This window comes from Dactylosporangium sp. NPDC005572 (assembly GCF_040605515.1).
In the GTDB taxonomy this organism is placed as follows: domain Bacteria; phylum Actinomycetota; class Actinomycetes; order Mycobacteriales; family Micromonosporaceae; genus Dactylosporangium.
Window position 1 is genome coordinate 1 of the sequence record NZ_JBEXCY010000036.1, and the last position, 25,226, is coordinate 25,226.

Here is a 25,226-nt window from a genome sequence, read left to right on the forward strand (position 1 = left end):
GAAGATCACGTTCGCACGGCTCGATGCCGTGCTCGACACCCTGGAGTATCTGCGTCCTGGACAGCGCCCTCCGGCCGGTGTGGGCCGAGCCGGCCTGGCTGCTGCGGGTCCTGCCGGACGGCACGGAGGAGGTTGCCGCGTCGGCCTCGCCCCACGCGGCCCTGCGCCCGCTCGACGCCGCCACGTATGCCATGGACCTGGACTGGACCGTCCACGTCCGGCCCGGGGGCCTGCACGCCCTGCCGCCGGGGTCGCTCCCGGCGGTGGCCACGGCGGCCGGTCAGCGCTACCGGGTGGTCGTCGGGGTCGCGGGCACATCGGTCGACGACCTGCTGTGGCCGCCGCTGTCGGCGCTGTTCGCGGCGGCCCTCACCGGCATACCGGCAGCCGTCGAGATCACCGTGGAAGGCGAGGCGTCGGCCTGGGGCCTGGCGGCCGCGCAGGAGCTCGCCGAGCGCTATCCCGGCCACCCGCCGTCCGCCGGCCCGGAGGCCGGCCCGCCGGGCGACGCCGCGGAGGCCAACCCCAACGTCGCGTCCGCACCGAGTGCCCGGCCGTTCCTCGCGTCCGTGCCCGTCGAGATGCCTCCCGAACCGGTTCCGGAGCCCGCCCGCGTCGGCGGGATGGGGCGGCGGCGCCTGGCGATCGTCGTCTCGGCGGCGATCGCGGCCCTCGTCCTGCTCGTGGCGGGCATCGCCGCGGCCTGGCCCGGCCGGGACGGTGGCGCTGACGACGCCGGCGGGATCGTCGCCGACGCGTCCGTGAACGGCGGGCCCCAGACCGCGCAGGCGCCGGCGTCGAGCGGGCCGGCGTCGCCGTCGGGCCGGCCGAGCTCGGCCCGGCCGTCCACCTCGTCGTCCCCGTCACCGCAGCGCTCGGGCCCGGTCTCCCCGTCACCGTCCGCGAGCCCGCCGACCGGGGAGCTCGACAGCGGCCCCAACCTGGCCACCCGCCGCCCGGTGACGGAGAGCAGCCACACCGACGTGTACCCGGCCCGGCACGTGACCGACCCCGACCCGATGACGTACTGGGAGAGCCGCAACAACGCCTTCCCGCAGTGGGTCCAGATCGACCTGGGCCCGGCCACGGACGTGGGTCGCGTGGTGTTCCGATTACCGCCCACGGAGGCCTGGCCGTCCCGCACCCAGCGCATCACGGTCCTGGGCAGCCGCGACGGCAGCTCCTTCACGACGTTGTCGGCCGAGGCGACGTACGCGTTCGCCCCGTCGTCCGGCAACAGCACGTCGGCCACCTTCGCGCGTTCCCAGCAGCGGTACGTACGGGTGGTCTTCACCGCGAACTCGGTCCAGCCGGCCGGCCAGCTGTCGTCGGTCGAGATCTACCGGGCGTAGGTCTACGGCAGGCGGAGGGTCTGGACCGTCAGGGCGTCGTATCGGTCGTGGACGACCATCACGCGGCCGGTCGGGTCCACCGCCAGCCAGCTCGAGGACACGATCTCCGGCGGGATCGCCAGGGCCACCGTGCGGCGCTGGCGGCAGGTGGGGTCGGCGCAGCGGACCACGACCGGGCGGCGGATGTCGGCGAGTGGGCCGGCGTTGCCCAGGCCGAGGCGGCTCACCGGCTCGGTCACCAGGGCGTACACGGCGCCGTCGGCCCACACGACCGCCGTGTCGTCGTCGCGGGGGTCGGCGGTGAGGAGCTGCTCGGAGCAGGTGTCCGCGGTGCAGTACCGCAGCCGGCCCGCGCCCAGGTGGACCGTGCCGCCGGTCGGCAACGCGGTGAACGGACCGCCACGCACGGGCGGGCCGTGACGTTCGGTAACGGTGCAGGTGCCGGACGCGCAGGTGCCGAGCCAGACCCGGGGGCCGTTCGGTTCGCGCAGCGCCACCCATGGTGTGCCGGAGTCGTCGACGGTCAGCGTCAGGAGGCGCAGGTGCGGCGGCACGTACTCGCCGGCGAGCCCCGGCGGCTGCGTCGCCGCCGTCCCGAGCACCGTCACACCCGGGTTCGTGCAGTCCGCCGTGGCCGCACCCGGCGTCGGTGGGCCCGGCGCCGGCGGGGCCGAGCCGGGCGGGCTCGAGGGCTGCGAAGAGGGCTGCGAAGAGGGCTGGGAAGAGGGCTGTGCCGAGCCGGGCAGCGCCGTGCTGGACGGGGTCGAGGGTGGGGCCGAACGGGGCGGGGTCGAGGGCGACGGGGGCGCGGGCGGGGCAGCGGCGGGGCAGCGGATCACCGACAGCTCGCTCGCGGCACCGCCGGGCAGCGGGCGGGCCACCGCGACCAGGAACGCGCCGTCGGGAGCCGTCGCCACGGCCAGGGTCGGGGGGTTGCCCGGTGGCAGGGACGGGATGTTGACCTGGGCCGTGTCGCAGCCTCGGGCCGGGTCGCAGCGGCTCAGCAGCGTCTGGCCGGCACCGCCGGAGGAGTCGTCCGCCAGCAGCAGGTAGGTGACCGTGCCGTCCGGGCCCACCGACGCGGCCACGGCGTTCGCGTGGCGGTTGGCCTCGTTGTAGATGAACGTGCCACGGCTGCGGTGGCAGGCGTCGTCCAGGCAGTCGTACACCCGGGAGGCGCCGGCCACGACCGGCGGGCGGCCCGCCGGCCAGCCCACCGCCAGGACCGTGTCGAAGCCGCCGATGATGCCCTCGCCGATCGGTGCGAGGCGGTACGGGTTGACCAGCGTCAGCGTCGCGACCAGGACTGCGGGCAGGGCAACCGCGGCCAGGCGGAGGTGGCCCAGGTATGCGGACACGGAGGAGGTCGCGGAGCCCGGCGGCGGCGCGTAGGGCGACAGCGTGCGGCGGACCTCGTCGGCGCCGGTCGCGGACGTGAACGCGCGGCCCAGCGTGTACGACTGCAGGGCGGCGGTGAGCACCAGCACCACGTGCCAGAGCAGCTCGCTCACGCCCACCGGGAGCACCCGGGGCGGCAGGACCGTGTGGTGCAGGACGGCCGCCGCGCCGAGCAGCACGGCGGGGCCGAGGGCCACGCCGGACACCAGCGGCAGCAGCAACGAGAACGTCGCGCCCGGTGGCAGGCCGCCCAGCACCGACGCCGGGGCGACCAGGGCGAGCCGGACCAGGACGAACGGCATCACGAGCAGGAACGCGACCAGCAGCGTCAGCCAGACCACCCGCACCTCGGACACCAGGACCAGGGTCCAGACCTCCAGCGCCACCGCCGCGCCGGCGATGGCCAGGGCCAGCAGCACGAGCGGCAGGCCGCGCAGGCCCAGGCGGACCGCGGTGGACGGGCGCAGCCGCACACCCGCCCGCGACGCGCCGGTGACGGCCGCGCCGGCGGTGACCGCCCAGCACCAGGCGATGACCAGCGGGAGGTGGACCAGCCAGGAGCCGGTGTCGAGGCGCAGGCGCCCGTCGACGAGGGCGGCGTGGTCGCGCAGCAGCAGCGCCCGCAGTACCGGATCGAGGAGCAGGGCCGGCACGAGGACCGTGACGAGCACCATGAACAGTATCCGCCCCCGCACGGCCGCAGCGTAAACCACCGGGGCCGGCCACGAGGGCCCCCGGGTACGCCGGTCGCCGAATCCACCCGGCGGTACAGTGCCCGCATGCGCCCGCCGGAGCCCGTCCAGGTGACCGAGGCGTTCGGGCTGGGGCGGCCGCACGGTCGGCTGGTGCCCCTCGCGTACGGCACGTCGCAGACCTGGACGCTCGACACCGGTGCCGGGCGGGTGGTCGTCAAGCACGTGCCCGCCGACGGCTGGCGGGACGCGTTCGAGCGGGCGATGGCGTTCGAGCGGCGGGCCCTCGCCGCCGGGCTGCCGATGCCCCGGCCGGTCGAGCCGGTGCTGCCGGGCCTCGAGTATGCGGCGGAGCTGGCCGGGTCCGGGCTGATCCGGGTCTACGAGTGGCTCGCGGGCCGCGCCCTCGACGGGAGCGACGACGTCGCCGAGTGGCTGGGCGGGACGCTCGCCCGGCTGCACGCGGTCGAGCCCGCGGAGCGTGCGGGGCCCCAGTGGTACCACCTGGACGACGAGACCTGCTGGCGCGCCTGGCTCGACCAGGGTGAGCGGCTCGGGCGGCGGTGGGCGCCGGCGCTCCGGCAGCACCTGCCGGACGTGCTCGCCGCGGCGGCCTGGGTCGAGCGCGGGTTCGCGCGGGCGGGCGACTTCGTGCTGACCCACCGCGACGTCGAGCCGTGGAACGTGCGGGTGACCGCGGCCGGGCCGGTGCTGCTCGACTGGGACGGCGCCGGGCCGGACAGCGCCGGCCTGGAGCTGGCCCACGCGGCGCTGGCCTTCGACCGGCACGCCGGGTTCCACCGCACGCTGCGGGCGTACGGGGAGCACGGCGGCGCGGTACCGCCGCAGACGCCGGACCTGCTGGTGCGGCGGGTCGGGATCCGGCTCGGGCGGCTCGCCGGGCGGCTGCAGATGTCCCTCGGCGAGCAGCCGCTCGGCCCGAACGACCGGGAGACCCTGGATCGTTCGGCGGCCGAGCGGCTGACCGGCCTCACCGCGTTCGTGCGGGACGTGCGGGCTATGCGGCCGTGCAGGTGACGCCGTTGAGCTTGACCCCGGACGGGGCCGGCGACGACGGGCCGTTCGCGGTGTAGCCGATCGTCACCGACGCGTTCGGCGCCAGCGACGTGGCCCAGCTCGGGGCGGCCGCGGTGAACGTGGTGCCGGACTGGGTGACGGTGGCGTTCCAGCCGCTCTGCAGCGTCACGCCCGACGGCACGGTCCAGGTCGCCGACCACGGGTTGCGGGCCGACGTGCCGGTGTTCTTCACCGTGACGCTGGCCTGGTAGCCGCCCTGCCACGCATTGTCGATCTTGACCGTCGCGGTGCAGGCGCCGGTGCCGGGGTTGGGCGACGAAGAGGCCGAGGCCGACACAGACGCCGACGCGGAGCCCGTCGGGCCGGTGCCGCCGCCGACCGGCGGGATGAGGTACGGCTGGAGGATCGACTGCTTCGCCTGGTTGACCGTCTTCCAGTCGTCGAGGACGATGCCGCCGGTGTCGCCGGAGTTGGGGTTCCAGGACCAGTACGTGAAGTCCATGCCGGTCACGCCGCTGCCCATGTACTCCATGAGCTTGCGCAGCCACACCGCGTCCTTCGGGTCCTGCAGGGTGCTGCCGAACTCACCGAGGAGCACCGGCGCGATGTTCTGCTTCTCGAGGTACCCCCACATCGAGTCCCAGATCGCGGGCAGGTTGTTGGGGAAGTTCGCGTCGTCGAACCACGGCTGGTGGTAGACCGAGTTCGCGTACTCGTGGGCGGAGTAGACGAGCTTGTTCGGCTTCGACAGCCGCACCGGGTACTGGCCCGCCTTCGACAGGTTGCCGCCCCACCAGCCGCACGGCTCGTCGGGGATGTTGTCCCAGGCGTTGGCGTTGCCGCCGCTGGTGCAGCTGACGCCCTCGACGACGATGAGCCAGTTCGGGTTCGCCTCGAGGATCGCGTTGCCGGCCCGCTCGGCGGCCAGCCGCCAGTCGCGCGTCGTGTCGCCGCAGCCCCAGCAGGAGCCGGTGCCGTTCGGGTCGGTGCCGTCGGCGTGCGGCTCGTTGTGCAGATCGGCGCCGATGACGGTCGGGTTGTTCGCGTACCGGCGGGCGAGCATCTGCCAGTTGCTGATCCACGTCGACTCCGGCGTGGCGCTCACGTACCACAGCGCGCTCTGGCCGGCGGCGGACGGCCGGTGCCGGTCGAGCAGGATGCGCATGCCCTTGGTGCCGGCGTACTCGATGACCTTGTCGAGGATCTGCAGCGGCGACAGCCCCTGCAGGTCGGGGTTGGTGTAGCCGTCGACGCTGTTGGCCTGCGCGCCGGCCTTCAGCGCGTCGTCCGAGTAGGGCACGCGCAGCGTGTTGTACCCCAGGCTGGCCATCTGGTCGATGTGGTCCCGCCAGGGCCGGGCCCACAGGCCGTGGAACGTCTTGTTGTCGGTCTCCATGCCGAACCAGTTGATGCCCGTGAGCCGCACCTTGGCGCCGGTGGCGTCGACGAGCTGCGCGCCGCTGGCGCTGAGATACCCCGTGCCGGTACCCCCGACAGCGGCCACGGCCTGGCTGTTGAGGCCGATGACGGTGACGGCACCGACGACGGCCATGCTGGTGGCCGCGACGGCGGCCCAGAGTTTGCGCATGCCGCCATCAGAAGAGCCGCATCTGGTACGGGCCAGTCCGCGCGCTTTCGAAACGGACTTCCGGCTGGTCAGGGCCGTTGTGACAACCGAAAGTTACATCGCCGGCAGGGCGGCCAGCAGCTTGCCGTGCGCGTCGAGGATCCGCGCCGCGGCGGCCTTCGTCGCCGGGTCGGCGCCGGCCCTGCCCTCCGACGTGCACAGCGCGGTGGTGCCGGTGAGGTGCTCGCGCAGTACCTCGACGGCCTTCGCGGTGCGCTGCGCCGCGGGCACCGCCCGGACGGCGGCGAGGTCGGCGTCGACGACCATGCCCGGCAGGTCGTGCCCGGCGTGGATGCTCGAGTCCTCGACGCCACCGCCGGCGACGAGCGCGGCCCGCAGCTCGGCGAGCTCGGCCCGGTGCCCGTCGGCGGCGGTCTTCGCGAACGCGGCCTGGGCCGGGTCGGCGGCCAGGATCTCCAGCAGCGGCAGCGCGCTGTCGTCGAGCGAGATCATCAGCTGCAGGTAGGCAAGGTCGGTGGGGCTGAGCGAGCTGGTGACGGCCGGCGCGGAGGCGGCGGCGACGGGCGGGGACGGTTCGCGGGACGGCTCCGGGCCCGACCGGGCCCACAGGATCAGGGCGACCACCGCCGCTACCGCCACGAGCCCGACCGCGCCGGCCCGGCGCCACGCATCACCACGCACGCCCACGACGGTAGAGCGCTCTCTCGCCGCGCTCTATTAGCTGCGGCTTAAGATTCCGGCAGGACCGGGCCTGGCTAGTTGCCGATGCGGGTGACCTCGCCGTGCGGGGCGCCCTGCCACCACATCGCGTCGACCAGCCAGGCCGAGCCGCCGGAGTTGTCGACGAACTGGACCACCAGGCGGGTCGGCTCGGTCTGGGCCTTCGACACGGAGTAGCCGTCGCGGGGCGTCGCGGTCACCAGCGAGACCACGCCGTCGCGGATCCGGATGACCGCGTCGCCGCCGTCCGTGCGGAACGAGCGCAGGTACGTGTCGACGCCGTCGCCGCCCGTCGTCACCGTCCAGCCGTCGACGACCCGGGCCGGCGGGGCGGTCGTCGTGGGCGGCTTCGGCGACGCGGCGCCGCTCGACGCCGGCGGGCGGGCCGAGGTCGGCGGCGCCGAGGCCGGGGGCGACGCTGAGGTGGGCGGCGGCAGCGACGGCTGCGGCTGGGTCATCAGACCGCCGCCGTGCCCGCGGTCCTCCAGCGCCTCGAGCGGCACCGTGTCCTGCGGGACGGCCGTGCGCAGCACCGGCCGCAGCGCCAGCGACGCCACGGCGATGCTCGCCGCGGTCGCCAGGCACCACAGCAGCACCGGCACCGCCGCTCGTCTCACCCGCACCGTGAGATGTTCTCACCCGGTGCCCTCACCCGCCGCCGACGGGCTGCACCTATCGTGTTGCCATGCCGCTGATCCTGCTCGTGGAGGACGACGTCGCCGTGTCCGGAGCGCTGTCGCGGGCGCTGACCGACGCCGGCCACGTGGTACGACCGGTCGGCAACGCCGGGTCGGCGCTGCGGGTCATCGCGACCGACCCGCCCGACCTGGTCATCCTCGACCTGGGCCTGCCCGACATGGACGGCCTCGACGTGCTGCGGATGCTGCGCGGCATCTCGAACGCGCCGGTCATCGTCGCCACCGCCCGCCGCTCCGAGCGCGACATCATCCGGCTGCTCGACGCCGGCGCCGACGACTACGTGACGAAGCCGTTCTCCAGCGCACAGATGTCGGCCCGGATCAACGCCGTGCTGCGCCGCGGGCAGGGCACGCCCGGCCCGGCGGCACCCCCGACCGGGGTCACCGTCGGTGCGCTGCACGTCAACCCCCAGCAGCGGTTCGCCTCGATCGACGGCCGGCCGATGCAGCTGACGAAGAAGGAATTCGATCTTCTCTCGTACCTCGCGCAGCGGGCGGGCCGCGTCGTCAGCCGTCGCGAGCTGCTCACCGAGGTGTGGCAGCGGCCGGACAGCTCCGGCGAGGACCAGACGATCGACGTCCACGTGTCGTGGCTGCGGCGCAAGCTCGGCGAGAGCGCGACGGCGCCGCGGTACCTGCGGACGTTCCGCGGCGTCGGGGTCATGCTCGTCGACCCGGATCGGCCGCCGGCATGAGAAGCGCGCTGATGCGCCTGTCGTTCGCAATCACGTCGATGATCGCGCTGGCGTTCCTCGTCCCGCTCGGCTACGTGACGAAGCAGATCGCCCACGACCGGGCGCTCGCCGAGGCGCGCTACCAGGCCGACGCGATGGTCGCCGCGCTCGCGTCCGTGTCGGGCAACGGGTCGGGGGCGCTCGACCGGGCCGTCGCCACCGTGCCGGCGGGGCAGTCGGGCCGGCTGGCGGTACACCTGATGGGCGAGCCCACCGTCGGCACCTCGCACGCGTCGGCCCAGGACGTCCAGCTCGCCGGCCTGCAGGGGCGCTCGGCGACGGTCGAGGCGCCGGGCGGCCTCGCCTACCTGCAGACCGTCGTCCTCGACGGCGACCGCACGGCCGTGGTCGAGGTGTACGTGTCCGACGGCGACCTGAGCCGCGGTGTCGGCCCCGCCTGGCTCGCGCTCGCCGGGCTCGCGGTCGTGCTCGTCGCCGGCTCGACCCTGGTCGCCGACCGGCTCGGCGCGCAGATCGTCCGGGCCACCCGGCGGCTGGCCGAGGGCGCCCGCGCGTTCGGCGACGGCGACCTGCACGCGCGGGTCGAGCCGGAGGGCCCGCCCGAGCTGCGCGACGCGGCCCGGTCGTTCAACCGGATGGCCGACCAGATGGTCGCGTTCGCCGACGCCGAGCGCGAGCTGGCCGCCGACCTCTCGCACCGGCTGCGCACCCCGCTCACCGCGCTGCGCCTGGACGCCGACGCGATGCCGCCCGGCCCGATCGGCGAGCGGATGCGCCAGGCGTTCGACGCCCTCGACGGCGAGATCGAGCAGATCATCACGGCCGCCCGGCGCTCGGCGGCCGACCGGGCCCCGGAGACCACCGACCTGGTCGAGGTCGTCGCCGACCGCCTGGCGTTCTGGTCGGTCCTGGCCGAGGACCAGCGCCGCCCGTGGCGGGTCGTCGGCGGCCAGGAGCCGGTGTTCGTGCCGGTGAGCGAGTCCGACCTGGTCTCGGCGGTCGACTGCATGCTGGGCAACGTCTTCCAGCACACCCCCGAGGGCACCGGCTTCGAGGTCAACGTCTCCCCGCGGGGCCTCGTCGTCGACGACGCCGGCCCCGGCATCCGCGACCCCGCCCGGGCGGCGCGGCGCGGCGCTTCGGGGGCCGGCTCGACCGGCCTGGGCCTGGACATCGTGCGCCGGGTGGCCGAGACGGCGGGCGGCCGCCTGGTCATCGACCACAGCCCGCTGCGCGGCGCCCGGGTGGCGATCCTGCTGGAGCCGCTCCGCAGCCGCCGCTAGCCACTGCCCACGCGGCCAATGCCCGCCCCGCACGCGCGCGGACGACCGCTTGCCGGAACACGGAACGGCCTGGAAACGCAGAGTGCGGGGGGCGGGCCACGCCGTGCCGTGGCCCGCCCCCGAGATCGCCGGCAGTGGTGTCAGCGGGAACGGCCGGCCCTCCGCTTGGCCCACACGTCGAACGCCACCGCTGCCAGCAGGACCAGGCCCTTGACCAGCATGACCCGCTCCGAGGGCGAGCCGACCAGGGACATGCCGTTGTTGATGACGGCCATGATGAGGCCGCCGGTGATCGCGCCGACCACCTTGCCGACGCCGCCCTGGACCGCGGCGCCGCCGATGAACGCCGCCGCGATCGCGTCCAGTTCGAACGCGTTGCCGGCGGTGGGGCCGGCCTGGTTGAGGCGGCCGGCGAAGATGATGCCGGCGATCGAGGCGAGCAGGCCCATGTTCACGAAGATCCAGAACGTGACCGACTTGACCTTCACGCCGGACAGGCTGGCCGCCTGGAGGTTGCCGCCGACCGCGTAGATGTGGCGGCCGAACACGGTGCGCTGGGAGAGCAGGGTGTACAGCAGGACGAGCGCCGCGAGCAGCACCAGCACCCAGGGCAGGTTCTTGAACCGGGCCAGCTGCACGATGATGAACATGAGCACGAGCGACGCGCCGGTCACCTTCGCGACGAAGACCGGCGTCGAGTCGACCTGCTGGCCGTAGCCGATGCGGCCGCTGCGGGCCCGCCACTGCACGACGACGATGCCGGCCACCGCGGCCAGGCCGACGAGCAGCGTGAACAGGTCGGCGCCGCCGAGCACGCCGAGGCCGACGTTGTTCAGGAAGCCGGGCGTGAAGCCGTTCGCGAGGGTGCGCACGTCGTCCGGGAACGGGCCGATGCCCTGGTTGCCCAGCACCGTCATGGTCAGCGCGCGGAACACCAGCATGCCGGCGAGCGTGACGATGAACGCGGGAATCCCGAAGTACGCGATCCAGAATCCCTGCCAGGCGCCGATCAGGCCGCCGACGACCAGCGTGGCCAGGATGGCCAGGGGCCACGGCACGTCGAGGTCGACCATGAGCACGGCCGCGAAGGCGCCGGTGACGGCGACCACGGAGCCGGCGGACAGGTCGATGTGCCCGGCGATGATGATCAGGATCATCCCGATCGCGAGGATCAGGATGTACGAGTTCTGCACGATGATGTTCGAGATGTTCTGCGGCTCCAGCAGCGAGCCCTCGGTGAGGATCTCGAAGAGCACGACGATCGCGGCGAACGCGATGTAGATGCCGCTCTGGCGCAGGTTCACGGAGAACCGGGTCGGTGGCGTGACGGCCGGCACGACCGCGGGTTCGGCCACAGTGGTCACGGGTGGGGTCACGGACGGGTCACTCCTTGATCCGGGTCATGAGGTGCATCAGGCGCTCCGGCGAGAACTCCGATCGATCGACGGACCCCGTGATCCGGCCGGCGGAGAGCGCGTAGATGCGGTCGCAGATGCCGAGCAGCTCGGGCAGCTCCGAGGAGATGACGAGGATCGCCTTGCCCTGGTCGGCGAGCTGGTTGATGATCGTGTAGATCTCGTACTTGGCACCGATGTCGATGCCCCGCGTCGGCTCGTCGAGGATGAGCACGTCGGGATCGGTGAAGATCCACTTCGCGAGGACGACCTTCTGCTGGTTGCCGCCGGAGAGCGTTCCCGTGACGGCACCGACGCCGGGCGCCTTGATGTTCAGGCTGCCGCGGTAGTTCTCCGCCACCTGGTACTCGCGGTTGTCGTCGACCCAGCCCCGCCGGGACAGCTTGTCCAGCGCCGCCCCCGACACGTTGCGCTGGATGTCCTCGATGAGGTTCAGCCCGTACCGCTTGCGGTCCTCGGTGGCGTAGGCGATCCCGTGCGCGATGGCCTCGCCGACGGTGCGCAGCTCGATCGGCCTGCCGCGCTTGTAGACGCGGCCGCTGATGTCGACGCCGTAGCTGCGGCCGAAGACGCTCATCGCGAGCTCGGTGCGCCCGGCCCCCATGAGCCCGGCCAGGCCGACGATCTCACCGGCCCGCAGCGCGAGCCCGGCGCCGTCGACGACCCGCCGCCCGTGCTGGGTCGGCGAGTGCACGGTCCAGTCCTCGATCCGCAGCACCTCCTCGCCGATGCGCGGCTCGTGCGGCGGGAACCGGTGCTCCAGGTCGCGGCCGACCATGCCGGAGATGATCCGGTCCTCGGAGACGTTTCCCGAGCGCATGTCGAGCGTCTCGATGGTGCGCCCGTCACGCAGGATCGTGGTGGAGTCGGCGATCGCCTCGATCTCGTTGAGCTTGTGCGAGATGATCACGCAGGTGATGCCCTGGTCGCGCAGGCCGCGCAGCAGGTCGAGCAGGTGCGCGGAGTCCTCGTCGTTGAGCGCGGCGGTCGGCTCGTCGAGGATGAGCAGCCGCACCTCCTTCGACAGGGCCTTGGCGATCTCCACGAGCTGCTGCTTACCGACGCCGATGTCCATCGCCGGCGTCACCGGGTTCTCCCGCAGCCCGACCCGGGCCAGCAGGGCGCCGGCGTCGGCGTTCGTGCGGTTCCAGTCGATGAGCCCGCGGTGGACCCGCTCGTTACCGAGGAAGATGTTCTCCGCGATCGACAGGTACGGGATCAGCGCCAGCTCCTGGTGGATGATGACGATCCCGCGGCGTTCCGAGTCGCGGATCCCGTGGAAGACGCAGGGCTCGGCGTCGAAGAGGATGTCGCCGTCGTACGTCCCGTGGGGGTACACGCCGGAAAGGACCTTCATCAGGGTCGACTTCCCGGCGCCGTTCTCGCCGCAGATGGCGTGGATCTCGCCGCGCCGCACGGTCAGGTTGACGTCCGAGAGCGCGGTCACGCCCGGGAACGTCTTGGTGATCCCGCGCATCTGCAGAATCGCGTCGGTCATGTGTTCTCCTCCGGCGACGGGGACCCCGTTACCGGGGTCCCCGCTGCGCGCGTGCTACTTGAGCTTGTCCTCGGTGTAGTAGCCGGAGTCGACGAGCACCGACTTGTAGTTCGACTTGTAGACGACGACGGGCTCGAGCAGGTACGACGGAACGACCTTCACGCCGTTGTCGTAGTCCTTGGTGTTGTTGGTCTCGGGCTTGCCGCCCTTGAGCACGGCGTCGGCCATCTTCACGGTCACGTCGGCGAGCTTGCGGGTGTCCTTGTAGATGGTGGCGTACTGCTCACCGGCGATGATCGACTTCACCGACGCGACCTCGGCGTCCTGGCCGGTCACGATCGGGTAGGGCTGCCCGGCGGTACCGTAGCCGCTGCTCTTCAGCGCGGACAGGATGCCGATCGACAGGCCGTCGTAGGGCGAGAGCACGCCCTGGACCTTGACGCCGCCCGTGTACGTCTTGGTGATGATGTCCTCCATGCGCTTCTGGGCCGTCGCCGGGTCCCAGCGCAGGATCGCGACCGTCTTGAAGTCGGTCTGGCCGCTCTTCACCACGAGCGTGCCCTTGTCGATGTACGGCTTGAGGGTGTCCATCGCGCCGTTGAAGAAGAAGGTGGCGTTGTTGTCGTCCGGCGAACCGGCGAACAACTCGACGTTGAACGGTCCGGTGGCGGTGCCGTCGGAGCCGTCCTCCTTCTTCAGGCCCAGGCCCACCAGCAGCGACGTCGCCTGCTGCACGCCGACCTTGTAGTTGTCGAACGTGGCGTAGTAGTCGACGTTCGGCGACTTGCGGATCAGCCGGTCGTAGGCGATGACCGGGATCTTCTTGTCGGCCGCCTCCTGCAGCTGCGTCGTGATCGCGGTACCGTCGATCGACGCGATGATCAGCAGCTTGGCGCCCTTGGTGATCTGGTTCTCGATCTGGTTGACCTGCGTCGGGATGTCGTTCTCGGCGTACTGCAGGTCGACCTTGTAACCGAGCTTCTCCAGGGCGGCCTTGACGTTGTTGCCGTCGGCGATCCACCGCTCGGAGGACTTCGTCGGCATGGTCACGCCGATGAGGCTGCCCTCGCCGGCCGTGCCCGCCCCCTTGTCGGCGGTCTTCTCGCTGGACCCGCAGGCGGTGGCGCTCAGCGCCAGGACGAGGCCGGCCGCCGCGGCGGCGATCCGTGTGAACTTCATGGTGCTGTCTCCCTCAGGGCAGCCTGCAGCGACCGACGGCGGGCTCGTGTGAGCGATGCCATCGACGCGGCCGAGGATGTTTGTTTGTGGGGGTGTTTGCTGTTGCGTGTGTGTTGCGGGGGCGTTGCTGCCACAGTGTTAACGCTCACACGTACACCCGTCAAGCCGGGAACGGCGATCGTGATGCAGCCGCGTTGTGACACCGGTGTGACACCGGCGGGGTGCGACGATGTGCCCATGCGCCTGCTCAGTGGCCTGAAGGCCGCCGCCGACCAACCCGCCGTCGTGACCGTCGCCGGCCGCGGGCTGTCCGCCTCGGAACTGCTCGGCGCGGCGTCCGCCGTCGCCGGCGACGTCCACGGCGCGGCGGTGGTGGCGGTCGACGCGACGGCGTCGCTGGAGACGGTCGTCGCCGTCACGGGCGCGCTGATGGCGGGCTGCGCGGTGGTGCCGGTGCCGCCGGACGCGGGGCCGGCCGAGCGCGACCACATTCTGCGCGACTCCGCCGCGGCCGTCCTGCTGGGCGGCCCAGCAGGCGACCTCGCCGCCGCAAGCGACCTCCGCGGCCCAAGCGCCCTCGGCGGCGCCAGCGCAGGCGCCCTCCGCGACTCCCCTGCGGCCGCCGTCCCGGGCGGGTCCGGTGGTGCGGCGGGATCCCGCCTCCCCGTCTTCATCCCCGTCGATGTCGGGCGGCGCTCCGGTGCCACCTTCGCGGCGCCGGACACCGAGCAGGCCGCCCTGGTCATGTACACGAGCGGCACCACCGGGGCGCCGAAGGGCGTCGTGCTCACCCACGCCGCGGTCGAGGCCGGGGTCGACGCGGTGGCCGAGGCGTGGGACTGGACGCCCGGCGACACGCTCGTGCACGGGCTGCCACTGTTCCACGTGCACGGGCTGATCCTCGGGGTCCTCGGCGCGCTGCGGCGCGGGTCGCCGCTGGTGCACACCGGGCGGCCGCTCCCGGCCCGGTACGCCGCGGCCGGCGGCACCCTCTACTTCGGCGTGCCCACCGTCTGGTCGCGGGTGTGCGCCGAGCCGGCCGCCGCCCGGGCGCTGCGCCGCGCGCGGCTGCTCGTGTCCGGGAGCGCGCCGTTACCCGTGCCGGTCTTCGAGCGGTTGTGGGCGCTGAGCGGACATCGGCCCGTCGAGCGGTACGGGATGACCGAAACGCTCATCACCGTGAGCGCCCGCGCCGCCGGCGAGCGCCGCCCCGGCCAGGTCGGCCTGCCGCTGCGGGGCGTCGAGACGCGCCTGGTCCGCGACGACGGCGCCGAGGCGGAGCGGGACGGCGAGACGATCGGGGAGCTGTGGATCCGCGGGCCGATGCTGCTGCAGCGGTACCACGGACAGCCCCTCCGCACCGACGAGTGGTTCCGCACCGGCGACCTGGCGACCATCGCCCCCGACGGGTGGCACCGCATCGTCGGGCGCGCCTCGACCGACCTCATCAAGAGCGGGGGCTACCGCATCGGCGCCGGTGAGGTCGAGGACGCGCTGCTCGCCCACCCGGCGGTGCGGGAGGCGGCGGTCGTCGGCACGCCCGACGCCGACCTGGGCGAGATCGTCACCGCGTGGGTCGTCGCGGACGGCGTCGGCGAGCGCGACCTCATCGAGTTCGTCGCCGGGCACCTGTCCGTGCACAAACGCCCGCGAGCGGTCCGGTTCGTCGCTGAACTGCCCCGCAATGCCATGGGCAAGGTGCAGAAGACCCGGCTTATGCTGTAAAGCAGTCGGTTTTGCGTTCGGTGGGTGGTGCGTGGTGGAGACGGGCAGGATCCTGCGGTTCGACGAGGTGCGCGGCTACGGTTTCATCGCCCCCAACGCGGGCGGCGAGGACGTCTTCGTCCATGCCAACGACTTCGGTGACCAGCGGCACCTCGTGCATCCCGGCATGCGCGTCGAGTACGAGGTGGAGGAGGGCGAGCGCGGCCTCAAGGTGGCCACCGTCCGCATCCTCGACACGCCGGCGCCGCCGCGCCGCGACCACGTGCGGTCCGTGTCGACGGCCGACGACGACGGCCTGTGCGACGTGCTGTCCAGCCGGGAGTTCTCGCAGGAGGTGACGGAGCTGCTCATCCAGCACGTGCCGTCGCTGACCGGCAGCCAGATCGCCCAGGCACGCCAGCACCTGGTCGCCTTTGCGCGCAGCCACGGGTGGGTGGAAAGCTAGCCCCGTGCGGGTTCTCTTCATCGGCGGCAGCGGCATCATCAGCTCCGCCTGCTCCAGGCTGGCCGTCGAGCGCGGCATCGACCTCTACGTCCTCAACCGCGGCGTCAACCGCGACCGCCCGCTCCCCGAGGGTGCGCGGCTCCTGCAGGCCGACATCCGCGACCCGCAGTCGGTGCGCGACGCCCTGGCCGGCCTGACGTTCGACGCGGTCGTCGACTGGGTCGCGTTCACGCCCGAGCACGTGCACACCGACATCGAGCTGTTCCGCGGGCGCACCGGGCAGTACGTCTTCATCAGCTCGGCCTCGGCCTACCAGACGCCGCCGGCCCGCCTCCCGGTCGTCGAGTCGTCCCCGCTGCGCAACCCCTTCTGGCAGTACAGCCGCGACAAGATCGCCTGCGAGGACCTCCTCGTCAAGGTGTACCGCGACAAGGGCTTCCCGGCGACGATCATCCGCCCGTCGCACACGTACGACCGCACTCTCGTGCCGTTCGACGGCGGCTGGACCGTGCTGGGCCGGATGCGCCAGGGCAAGGAGGTGGTTGTGCACGGCGACGGCACGTCGCTGTGGACGCTCACCCACCACGAGGACTTCGCGAAGGCGTTCGTCCCGCTGCTGGGCCACCCCCGCGCGATCGGCGACGTCTTCCACATCACCGGCGACGACGTGCTGACCTGGAACCAGATCGCCGAACACCTGGCCGCCGCCCTCGGCGTGACGGCCAAGCTGGTCCACGTCCCATCGGACGCGATCGCCGCCGCCGACCCGGAGTGGGGCGCCGGCATGCTCGGCGACAAGGCCCACTCGATGGTCTTCGACAACTCGAAGGTCCGCCAGCTGGTCCCGGACTTCGTCGCCACCATCCCGTTCCACCAGGGCGCCCGGGAGATCGTGGCCTGGCACGACGAGGACCCCGCCCGCCAGATCGTCGACGAACGCCTCGACAAGGTGATGGACGACCTGGTGGCCCGCTTCCGCGTCTAGCCTTCCGCTCCTCCCAGCTCACTCCCGGCCCGCGGCTGCCCTCGCCGCGGGCCGCTCGCTGCGGCCACTCTCACCGCGGCCCGCTCTCTGCGGCCGCCCTCACCGCGGCCGCCCTCGCACGTCGAGCCGGCCTCCCCCACCGCGGCCTGGGCTCCGCGGCCGCCGTCATGCCTCGCGAGCCGGCCTTGCCCGCGGCCACCTCTCACCGCGGCCCGGGCTCCACCGCCGTCCTGACCGCGGCCCAGGCTCCGCAAGCAGCCGCACGCCTCGAACTGGCCTCCCCCGCCGCAAGCCCGCCGGCGGTGGCCTGCCCCGGAATTTACTTGAGAAACTTACTTAAGTTTCTGTCATACTTCATCGCGTGACACTGCGCATCACTGAGCTGACGCGGGTCCTGGAGGAGTTCACCCGGATGTCGATCCGGCTCCCCGCGGCCCAGCGCCTGAGCTTCACCACCCTGTCGGTCCTGCACACCCTGTCCACCCGCGGCCCGAAGCGCCTGACCGAGCTGACCGCCACCGAGCAGGTCACCCAGTCCGCGATCACGCAGATCGTCACCAAGCTGGAGCGCGAGGGCCTGGTACGCCGCGAGCCCGACCCCACCGACGGCCGCGCGATCCTGGTCCACCCGACCCCGGCCGGCACCGCGGTCATCGACGGCCGCCGCGACGAACGCATCCGCCGCCTCACCGCGCTCGCCGAGCGACTCACCCCGGCCGAACAGGAAGCCATCGCGGCCGCCCTGCCAGCCCTGGCCCACCTGGTCGAGCTCAGCGCACCGCCCACCACGCACCGCTCCGCACCGCCCGCCCCGTAGGCCACGACCGCGCCCCTGGCCCCGTGGCCGCTGACGCCAATGCCACCCTCCGCCATCGCCGCCGCTGCCACCCACGGCCGCTGCCACCGACGGCCGCTGCCACCAACGACCATCGCCACCCAGTGCCACCGCCACCGCCACCGCTCCCACCCAGTGCCACCGCCACCGCTCCCACCCAGTGCCACCGCAGCCGCTCCCACCCGCGGCCATCGCCGCCCACGGCCACCGCCGGCCGCTGCCGCCCAGCGCCATCGCCGCCGCTGCCAACCAGTGCGACCGCCGCCCACGGACACAGCCATCCACAGCCACCGCTGTCACCCGCGACTTCGCCACCGATGGCCACCGCTGGCCGCTCCCACCCAGCGCCACCGCAGCCGCTGCCGCCCACGGCCATCGCCGCCCACGGCCATCGCCGCCCACGGCCATCGCCGCCCACGGCCGCCGCCGGCGTCGTGGAATGCCCGCCCTCTGCACGCATCGAACTGACCACATCGACGCCAAGGAGTTGAAGCCGTGAGCGACGGCGCGTTTCCGTTGGTTCCCACGCCGATCCACGTTTCCGACGAGGTCCTGAGTGATCTGCGGCGGCGGCTCGAACTGACTCGGTTCCCGGACGACGCCGGGAACGACGACTGGTACTACGGCGTCAACGGTGACTACCTGCGGGAGCTCGTCCGGTACTGGCACACCGCCTACGACTGGCGCAAGGCCGAGGCGGCGATCAACGCGTACGAGCACTACCGTGTTGACGTCGACGGCGTTCCGGTCCACTTCATGCGCCGGGCCGGCGTGGGGCCGGCGCCGACGCCGCTGATCCTGACGCACGGCTGGCCGTGGACGTTCTGGCACTGGTCGAAAGTCGTCGACCGGCTCGCCGACCCGGGCGCGTTCGGACAGGACCCGGCGGAGGCGTTCGACGTCATCGTCCCGTCGTTTCCCGGGTTCGGCTTCTCCACGCCGCTGCGCCAACCGGACATGAACTTCTGGAAAGTCGCCGACGTACTGCACACGCTGATGACGGAAACGCTCGGAAACGAACGGTACGCGGCGGCCGGATGTGACGTCGGTGCACTGGTGACCGGGCAGCTCGGGCACAAGTACGCGGACCGGCTGTACGGCATCCACATCGGCTCCGGCCAGAAGCTCACGCTGTTCACCGGGGACCGCGCCTGGGACCTGAGCGGCGGCCGGCCGATCCCCGACGGCCTGCCGGCTGAGGTACACGCGCAGGTCATGGCGCTGGACAAGCGGTTCGCGGTGCACCTGGCGGCGCACGTGCTCGACCCGAGCACGGTCTCCTACGGGCTGTCGGACTCCCCCGCCGGGATGCTCGCCTGGATCCTCCAGCGGTGGGTGGCGTGGAGCGACAACGGCGACGACATCGAGTCGGTGTTCACCAAGGACGACCTGCTCACGCACGCGACGATCTTCTGGGCCGGGAACTCGATCGGCAGGTCGATCCGGACGTACTCGAACAACAACCGCTACCCGTGGACGCCCTCGCACGATCGGCAGCCGGTCGTGGAGGCGCCGACCGGGATCACGTTCGTCGGCTTCGAGAACCCGCCGGGCGTCACCACGGATGAGCGGGTGCGGCATTTCCTGGCGAGCGATCGCGCACCTTGGTACAACCTGGTGAACCTCACTGCCCACGACCGCGGCGGGCATTTCATCCCGTGGGAGGCCCCCGACGCGTGGATCGACGACCTGCGCCGCACGTTCCGCGGCCGCCGCTGACCGCCGCTCGTCAGGGGCGGCGGTGGGCGTCGACGAGGCGGAGCAGCGCCCGGACCGCGGCGCTCGGGCGGCGGGCGGACGCGGTCGCCACGTCGAACGTCCAGTTCAGCCGGGTGCCGGCCACCGGGCGGAGCGCGAGGTCCGAGCCGGGCCGGACCGCGAAACGCGGGATCAGCGCGACGCCGAGGCCGTGCCCGACGTAGTGCGGAACGGTCGCGATGTCGGCGACCTCCAACGCCACGCGGCGCTGCAGGCCGGCGGCGGCGAACCCGCGGTCGACCTCGGTGCGGTTGCCGTACCCGAGCGGCGAGTCCACGAACGGCTCGCCGGCCAGGTCCGCCAGCGACACCGTCTCGCGCTCGGCGAGCGGATGGGACGCCGGCAGTACCGCCACAATCGGCTCGGCGACGAGCGTGCGCGTCGACAGGCCGGCCGGTGGGTGACCGGAGAGGGACAGGAACGCGACGTCGAGCTCGCCGTCGAGCAGCGCGTCGGCCAGGCCGGCGGAGCCTCTGGTCGCGGTGCGCAGTCGCAGGTCGACGTGCGGGTGCTCGGCGTGGAACCGGCCCAGCAGAGCAGGCAGGTCGACGAAACCGACCGAGGTCAGCGTGCCGATGCGCAGCGTGCCACGCAGCCCACCGCGCACCTCGTCGACGGCGTCGCGGGCGGCCTGCGCGGCGTCGATCGTGGCCCTGGCCGCGGGCAGGAGCGCCGTTCCCGCGTCCGTGAGCACCACCCGCTGCGAACTTCGCTCAAAAAGCTGCACGCCGAGCTCACGCTCCAGGCCGCGCACGGCGGCGGACACGCCGGACTGCACGACGCGGAGCCGCTCCGCCGCCCGCGTGAAACTGCGCTCCTCCGCGACGCTCACGAAGTACACGAGATGCCTCAGCTCCATCAGTGAACTATCGCAGATCGTGATGGTGGCCAGCACGAAGATTCGTGGTTGGTGCTGATGCTCGCGAGGGACAGTGCAGCCATGACTTCGGTACTGCCGTCCGTCGCCCGGCCCACCCGGCACCGGGCCGTTCCCGCGCGCCGCGGCGTCCGGGGCCTCAGCCACGAGCAGGGGTTCTGGGCGATCGCGTTCGCGTTCGCGGTGTCGCTCGCGTTCACCGTCGTGCCGACCCCGCTCTGGGCGCTCTACCAGCGTCACGACGGGTACTCCACGATCGCGGTGACGATCGCGTTCGCGGCGTACGCGGTCGGCGTCGTGACCAGCCTGTTCCTCGCGGGACACGTTTCCGACTGGCTGGGCCGGCGCCGGATTCTTCTCCCGGCGGTACTGCTGGAGGCGATCGCGGCGACACTGTTCATCACGTCGACGTCGCTCGGCGTCGTCATCGTCGCCCGCGTGCTGTCCGGCCTGGGCATCGGCATGATCACCGCCACCGCGACCGCGCACCTGTCCGAACTGCACACCGCCGCGCGTCCCGGCGCCGGCCGCGCCCGCGCCGACCTGGTGTCCACGGTCGCCAACCTGGGCGGCTTCGCGTTCGGCCCGGTGGTCGCCGGCGTGCTCGCGCAGTACGTGAGCGCGCCGCTGCGCACGCCGTACCTCGTCTTCCTGGCGCTGCTGCTGCTCGCGGCGCTCGCCGTTTCCCTCGTTCCCGAGACGGTGGACGCGTTTCCGCGGCGGTACCGCCCGCAGCGTGTCAACGTTCCCGCGGCGACCCGCCCGCGCTACTTCGCGGCCGCGGCCGGCGCGTTCGCGGCGCTGTCGGTGCTCGGACTGTTCACGTCGCTCGCGCCGTCGTTCGTTTCCGGCACACTGCACCACCCGTCGCGCGCACTCGCCGGTCTGGTCGCGTCGCTGGTGTTCGCGAGCGGCGCCGTTGTGCAGGTGCTGCTGCGCCGCCAGCCGATCCGCCGCCAGCTCATGACCGGCCTGACGCTGATGGCGCTCGGGCTGGTGACCGTCACGGCGGGCGTGTGGGGCACCAGCCTGGCCGTGTTCCTGGCCGGCGGCATCGTGGCGGGCGGCGGCGCCGGCGCCCTGCTGAAGGGCGCGATCTCGACAGCGGTGGATCTGGCCCCTCCCGCCGTGCGCGGTGAGGCGCTTGCTGGCCTGTTCCTCGGGGGGTACCTCGGGCTGGCCGTCCCGGTCCTCGGCCTCGGGATCGCGACGCAGCTGGTCAGCCCGCGCGTGGCCCTGCTGGGCTTCGCGGCGGCGGTGATCCTGGTGATCGCGGGCGCGGCCCGCCTCCTGCTGCGCCGTCAGGCTCTGAACCGGGCACTGTAGGCGGTGCGGGTGTCGGCCACCGACCGGGCGAGGGCCTTCACCGCGGGGCTGGTGCCGTTCTGCAGCTCCGACTTCGCGAGGCTGGCCAGCTGGTCGAGATGCTCGCGGAGGCACTCAGTCGCTTTCTGATCGAATTCGGTACCGCGGGCGGCCCCGATGGCGGCAAGCCGGTCCGCGTCGACGAGGCCGGGCATCTTGTGGCCCTTGTGCGGGTTCTCGGCGGGGATGCCGGCCTGCTGGCCGAGGGCGCGAAGCTTGGGGAGCTCGGCGTCGTACACGGCCCGCAGCTCCCCCGCCGCCCGCGCCAGCCCCGGATCGGCGGCGCGCTGTGTCAACAGGTCCAGGACCGGCAGGAGCTGCTCGTCCATCGGGATCATGAGCTCGATCCAGGCCAGATCGGTACCGCCGAACTCCGTCACCGCGACCGTCGAGGCGGCCGGCGTGGCCGGCGCGGCCGGGGGTTCGGCGGGGGCGGCCGCACAACCGGCCGCACCGAGGAACAGCCCGAACCCGACGACGAGCGCCAGCGACACGGTCGCCGCCCACGAGCGGCGCGTTGCCCGCGGGCTGCGCGTGATGTTTGCGCCGCTCGTCGTCCACGGGCTGCGCAACGGCAACCGACGGCGCCTCGCCTGCGCGCCGCGCAACGCGCGCACGGGGCGCGACGCCTGCACGCCCTGCAATGCGCGCGGGCCCTGCAATGCGCGCGGGCCGCGCAACGCGCGCAACACGTGCACGGGGCGCAACGCGCGCAAGCCGCGCAATGCCTGCGGGCCGTGCAACGCGCGCAATGCGCGTACACCGCGCAACGCGCGCACGGGGCCCAACGCCTGCACGCCCTGCAATGCCTGCGGGCCCTGCAATGCGTGCGGGCCGCGCAACGCGCGCAACACCTGCACGGGACGCAACACGCACAATGCGCGCGGGCCGCGCAACACGTCCACGCCGCGCGGCGTGGCTTGCGCTGTGGCGTGGGTGGGGCTTGGCGTGTCTGGCCGGTGGGCGGGCGGTGGCAGCGACGCGGTGAATGGTGGTGGCGTCGATGGCGGTCGACGGTGCACGGAGGGGCTCCTTCCGGGCGACGAGCCGGTCCGGCGGTTGCGGGGACGCAGGCGCCCAGAGCTAGGTCGTCCCCGCAACCGCAGGATCGGCGCACGGGAGACGACGCTCCCGGTGGCGGGGACCCCAACCCGGTCACCGCCTTGCCACTGCGACTGGCGGAACATCCGTTCCTCAGCCCGGATGTCGCTCCTGACCGGCCGCGGCGGCTCGCGGAAACGACCGCCGCGACGACCGGCTCGGGCAGCCCCCGCCTGGACGACCAACCCGAGCGACCGTTCCCCGTTGTACCCGGTCAGGCGGCCCGGCCTGCCCCCGTCGATCCCACTGCTTCGCGTGGCCGGCCGCCACGGATCGCGCTTTCCGCCGGCACCCGACCCATTGGAGAGCGCTCTCCGCAACCAGAGTCTCCCGCCTGACGAAAGGGGTGTCAACCGTCCGGAGGCCCCGCGATGCGGAAATCTGATCTTCGGGCCGGGAAGCCGGATGCCGTTCAGGCACAAGGCATCCAGCCCAAACGCACGGATCGAGCCCATGCAGAGCCTCCACCAAGCCCAAGCAGAGCCTCCACCAAGGGAACGGTCGTCCGGAGAGCGCTCTCCTAACCCCATCCCGATGACGACGCGGACCTCCGGGCGGCGGCCGGGCAGGGCCACGCCCCGGGAAACGGCGCCGCACACAGGTAGGAGCGTGGGAGGACCGGCGCGAAGCGGGCTACGGGAGCTCGACCTCGTGCAGCGCGTGGTGCGCGATGGCCGCCATCTCAGGCGTCGGGTCCACGTCGGCCGCTATTGCGGCGCCGATGTTCAGCGCCCAGCCCCTCGCCCGTTCCCACGTCGCCTCGTCGACGTCCAGGCCGCCGCGGAACACCGCCCGGGCCGGCGCGTCGAAGACCAGCCACGCGGCCGCCAGGTCCGTGGCCGGGTCACCCGCCGTCAGGTCACCGAAGTCCACCACGCCCGACAGGAGACCATCGGCGCCGACCAGCAGGTTCGCCGGATGCGGGTCGCCGTGGACCCACAGCGGCGGGCCGTCCCAGGCCGGGACCCGGACCAGATCGTTCCACAGTGGACGCAAGGCGAGCGGCACGCGGCCGGTCGCGAAGCGGCGCTCCATCGCCGGCGAACGGGTCGACAGCGGCACGCCCCGGACCGGGTTCCGCGGCGCGGAGGCCGGGGCCGGCACGTGCAGTGCGGTCATGAACGACGCCAGCTGCGCGGCGAAGGCCAGCCGCGCCGGCACCGGGACCGTCGTCGCCGGCGAGCCCGGCAGCCAGGTGTTGACGCTCCACGGCCACGGAAAGTCGGCGTCCGGCGATCCCAGCCGTACCAGATCCGGAACCGCCACCGGCAGCACCGGGCGCAGCAGCGGAAGCCAGCGCTGCTCGTTGTGCATCAGCGAGACCGCCTCGATGCGGCGGGGCAGGCGGACGCTCAGCGACGAGCCCAGGCGATAGATGTCGTTGTCCCAGCCCGACGCCACCAGGCGGACCGGACCGTCGAGGTCCGGGTGCTGGGCGGCGAGCAGGCGGCGGACCAGCGAAGGCGTGATCACCCCGACTCGCGGACGACCAGTTCGGGGTCGAAGATGACCGACTCGACGCGCATCGACGGGGTGTCGACGCGGTCCAGGACCATCGTCGCCGCCCGCGCCGCCATGTCCTCCAGGGGGTGGCGGACCGTGGTCAGGGCCGGGCGGGAGTCGAGGGCGGCGCTGCTGTCGTCGAAGCCGACCACCCGCACGTCGTCGGGGACGCGCCGGCCGTCGTGCTGCAGGATCGCCAGGACGCCCTGGGCCATGAGGTCGTTGGCCACGAACACCCCGTCGGTCTCCGGGTGCAGGTCGAGCAGCTCGCGGGCGGCCTGTTCGCCCGAGCGGTACGTGAAACCCCCCTCGATCGTCGGGAAGTAGGCGTGGCCGTGGCGGGCGAGCGCCTGGCGGAAGCCGGTGAGGCGGTCCTGGCTGGCGGGCACGTGGTCGGGGCCGGTGATCATCGCCGGGCGGCGGCAGCCCTGGGCGACCAGGCGCTCGGCGGCGAGCGCGCCGCCGGCGTCGTTGGCCACGTCGACGTAGCAGATCGGCAGCGGGTGGGCGGGGCGGCCGATCAGGGCCGCGGCGACGCCCGCCTCGAACATGTAGCCCGGCAGGACGTCGTCGGGGTGCAGCGAGAGCACCACGGCGCCGTCGGCCTGGCCCTGGCCGAGGTCGCCGACGAGCCGGTTGCGGGCCTCGTCGGTGCCGACGATCTGCAGGGCGAGCTGGATGCCCTTGGGCCGCAGCACGCTCATCATCCCGCCGACCACGCGGCCGAAGTACGGGTCGGCGAAGAACCGGCCCATGAACGGGTCGTCGTCGTGCGTCACCGCGTCGGAGACGACCAGCGCGATCGTGCCGCTGCGGCGGGTGACCAGCGAGCGGGCCGCACGGTTGGGGACGTAGCCGGTCTGGCCGACGGCCGCCCACACGATCTCGTGCAGGGTCGGGTCCACGTTGCGCACCCCGTTGATGACGCGCGACACGGTCGCCCGGGACACCCCGGCGGCGGCCGCGACGTCTTCGAGGGTTGGGCGGCGTTTGTCGTTCATCACGCGCCGTTTATAGCACGAGCGCGGAAAGCGCTCTCCAAGGTCGTCAACACCCTGGAGAGCGCGTTCCCAGCA

Annotated in this window: 21 protein-coding genes; 10 read left to right on the plus strand and 11 right to left on the minus strand. The window is 73.0% G+C overall.

The features are described from left to right. A partial coding sequence (locus ABZS66_RS19810) for a discoidin domain-containing protein (protein ID WP_354759574.1) occupies positions 1 to 1,352 on the plus strand: 1,352 nt, incomplete at its 5' end. 2 nt (positions 1,353 to 1,354) lie between these two features. On the opposite strand, the gene ABZS66_RS19815 is transcribed toward ABZS66_RS19810, so the two are convergent. Next, positions 1,355 to 3,445: a hypothetical protein gene (locus tag ABZS66_RS19815; RefSeq protein WP_354759576.1), complete on the minus strand. Its 2,091-nt coding sequence runs from the start codon at positions 3,443 to 3,445 to the stop codon at positions 1,355 to 1,357. An 84-nt stretch (positions 3,446 to 3,529) separates the two neighbouring features. Here ABZS66_RS19815 and ABZS66_RS19820 point away from each other — a divergent pair, with 84 nt between their 5' ends. Continuing rightward, on the plus strand, positions 3,530 to 4,480 hold the full coding sequence (locus tag ABZS66_RS19820; protein ID WP_354759578.1) for an aminoglycoside phosphotransferase family protein: 951 nt from the start codon (positions 3,530 to 3,532) through the stop codon (positions 4,478 to 4,480). On the opposite strand, the gene ABZS66_RS19825 is transcribed toward ABZS66_RS19820, so the two are convergent. The 3 genes from ABZS66_RS19825 to ABZS66_RS19835 all read right to left on the minus strand — a co-directional run bounded on the left by ABZS66_RS19825 (position 4,461) and on the right by ABZS66_RS19835 (position 7,411). After that, the gene (locus ABZS66_RS19825; protein ID WP_354759692.1) at positions 4,461 to 6,032 is read right to left on the minus strand and encodes a cellulase family glycosylhydrolase; all 1,572 of its coding nucleotides are present in this window, start codon (positions 6,030 to 6,032) and stop codon (positions 4,461 to 4,463) included. The genes ABZS66_RS19820 and ABZS66_RS19825 overlap by 20 nt on opposite strands. Positions 6,033 to 6,161: 129 nt before the next feature. After that, positions 6,162 to 6,749 (minus strand): hypothetical protein, encoded by a 588-nt coding sequence (locus ABZS66_RS19830; RefSeq protein WP_354759580.1) that lies wholly within the window; start codon positions 6,747 to 6,749, stop codon positions 6,162 to 6,164. Between the two features lie 74 nt (positions 6,750 to 6,823). Continuing rightward, the gene (locus ABZS66_RS19835) at positions 6,824 to 7,411 is read right to left on the minus strand and encodes a DNA mismatch repair protein MutL (protein ID WP_354759582.1); all 588 of its coding nucleotides are present in this window, start codon (positions 7,409 to 7,411) and stop codon (positions 6,824 to 6,826) included. Positions 7,412 to 7,473: 62 nt separating this feature from the next. On the opposite strand from ABZS66_RS19835, the gene ABZS66_RS19840 reads away from it, so the two are divergent. Both ABZS66_RS19840 and ABZS66_RS19845 read left to right on the plus strand, forming a co-directional pair. After that, positions 7,474 to 8,181: a response regulator transcription factor gene (locus ABZS66_RS19840; RefSeq protein WP_354759584.1), complete on the plus strand. Its 708-nt coding sequence runs from the start codon at positions 7,474 to 7,476 to the stop codon at positions 8,179 to 8,181. After that, positions 8,178 to 9,464, plus strand: coding sequence for a HAMP domain-containing sensor histidine kinase (locus ABZS66_RS19845; RefSeq protein WP_354759586.1), 1,287 nt, complete (start codon positions 8,178 to 8,180; stop codon positions 9,462 to 9,464). Before ABZS66_RS19840 ends, ABZS66_RS19845 begins: the two co-directional genes overlap by 4 nt. Positions 9,465 to 9,604: 140 nt before the next feature. Here the strand turns inward: ABZS66_RS19845 and mmsB are convergent, their stop codons facing one another. The 3 genes from mmsB to chvE are packed head-to-tail and all read right to left on the minus strand — an operon-like array spanning position 9,605 to position 13,556. After that, the gene (gene mmsB / locus ABZS66_RS19850) at positions 9,605 to 10,819 is read right to left on the minus strand and encodes a multiple monosaccharide ABC transporter permease (protein ID WP_354759694.1); all 1,215 of its coding nucleotides are present in this window, start codon (positions 10,817 to 10,819) and stop codon (positions 9,605 to 9,607) included. A 28-nt stretch (positions 10,820 to 10,847) separates the two neighbouring features. Beyond that, positions 10,848 to 12,377 (minus strand): multiple monosaccharide ABC transporter ATP-binding protein, encoded by a 1,530-nt coding sequence (gene mmsA, locus ABZS66_RS19855; RefSeq protein ID WP_354759588.1) that lies wholly within the window; start codon positions 12,375 to 12,377, stop codon positions 10,848 to 10,850. 54 nt (positions 12,378 to 12,431) lie between these two features. Next, entirely contained in the window at positions 12,432 to 13,556 is a 1,125-nt protein-coding gene (gene chvE, locus ABZS66_RS19860) for a multiple monosaccharide ABC transporter substrate-binding protein (protein ID WP_354759590.1), read from the minus strand. A gap of 237 nt (positions 13,557 to 13,793) precedes the next feature. Here chvE and ABZS66_RS19865 point away from each other — a divergent pair, with 237 nt between their 5' ends. From ABZS66_RS19865 to ABZS66_RS19885, 5 genes are all read left to right on the plus strand, one after another. Next, positions 13,794 to 15,281 carry an AMP-binding protein gene (locus ABZS66_RS19865; protein ID WP_354759592.1) on the plus strand — a complete coding sequence of 496 codons (1,488 nt, stop codon included), beginning with the start codon at positions 13,794 to 13,796 and terminating at the stop codon, positions 15,279 to 15,281. A 31-nt stretch (positions 15,282 to 15,312) separates the two neighbouring features. After that, on the plus strand, positions 15,313 to 15,726 hold the full coding sequence (locus ABZS66_RS19870) for a cold shock domain-containing protein (RefSeq protein WP_354759594.1): 414 nt from the start codon (positions 15,313 to 15,315) through the stop codon (positions 15,724 to 15,726). A gap of 4 nt (positions 15,727 to 15,730) precedes the next feature. Further along, the gene (locus tag ABZS66_RS19875; protein ID WP_354759595.1) at positions 15,731 to 16,711 is read left to right on the plus strand and encodes an SDR family oxidoreductase; all 981 of its coding nucleotides are present in this window, start codon (positions 15,731 to 15,733) and stop codon (positions 16,709 to 16,711) included. Between the two features lie 361 nt (positions 16,712 to 17,072). Further along, positions 17,073 to 17,528, plus strand: coding sequence for a MarR family transcriptional regulator (locus tag ABZS66_RS19880; RefSeq protein WP_354759597.1), 456 nt, complete (start codon positions 17,073 to 17,075; stop codon positions 17,526 to 17,528). A gap of 513 nt (positions 17,529 to 18,041) precedes the next feature. Then, on the plus strand, positions 18,042 to 19,265 hold the full coding sequence (locus ABZS66_RS19885; RefSeq protein ID WP_354759599.1) for an epoxide hydrolase: 1,224 nt from the start codon (positions 18,042 to 18,044) through the stop codon (positions 19,263 to 19,265). A 10-nt stretch (positions 19,266 to 19,275) separates the two neighbouring features. On the opposite strand, the gene ABZS66_RS19890 is transcribed toward ABZS66_RS19885, so the two are convergent. Then, positions 19,276 to 20,163 (minus strand): LysR family transcriptional regulator, encoded by an 888-nt coding sequence (locus ABZS66_RS19890; protein ID WP_354759601.1) that lies wholly within the window; start codon positions 20,161 to 20,163, stop codon positions 19,276 to 19,278. Positions 20,164 to 20,244: 81 nt separating this feature from the next. On the opposite strand from ABZS66_RS19890, the gene ABZS66_RS19895 reads away from it, so the two are divergent. Further along, the gene (locus tag ABZS66_RS19895; protein WP_354759603.1) at positions 20,245 to 21,507 is read left to right on the plus strand and encodes an MFS transporter; all 1,263 of its coding nucleotides are present in this window, start codon (positions 20,245 to 20,247) and stop codon (positions 21,505 to 21,507) included. On the opposite strand, the gene ABZS66_RS19900 is transcribed toward ABZS66_RS19895, so the two are convergent. The 3 genes from ABZS66_RS19900 to ABZS66_RS19910 form a co-directional block, all read right to left on the minus strand. Further along, a complete protein-coding gene (locus ABZS66_RS19900) occupies positions 21,483 to 22,451 on the minus strand; it encodes a DUF305 domain-containing protein (protein WP_354759605.1) in 969 nt (322 codons plus the stop codon). The two genes, ABZS66_RS19895 and ABZS66_RS19900, sit on opposite strands and share 25 nt — an antisense overlap. Positions 22,452 to 23,280: 829 nt before the next feature. Then, positions 23,281 to 24,120: an aminoglycoside phosphotransferase family protein gene (locus ABZS66_RS19905; RefSeq protein ID WP_354759607.1), complete on the minus strand. Its 840-nt coding sequence runs from the start codon at positions 24,118 to 24,120 to the stop codon at positions 23,281 to 23,283. Further along, on the minus strand, positions 24,117 to 25,151 hold the full coding sequence (locus ABZS66_RS19910; protein WP_354759696.1) for a LacI family DNA-binding transcriptional regulator: 1,035 nt from the start codon (positions 25,149 to 25,151) through the stop codon (positions 24,117 to 24,119). The genes ABZS66_RS19905 and ABZS66_RS19910 overlap by 4 nt, the downstream gene beginning before the upstream one ends. Positions 25,152 to 25,226: the final 75 nt, after the last annotated feature.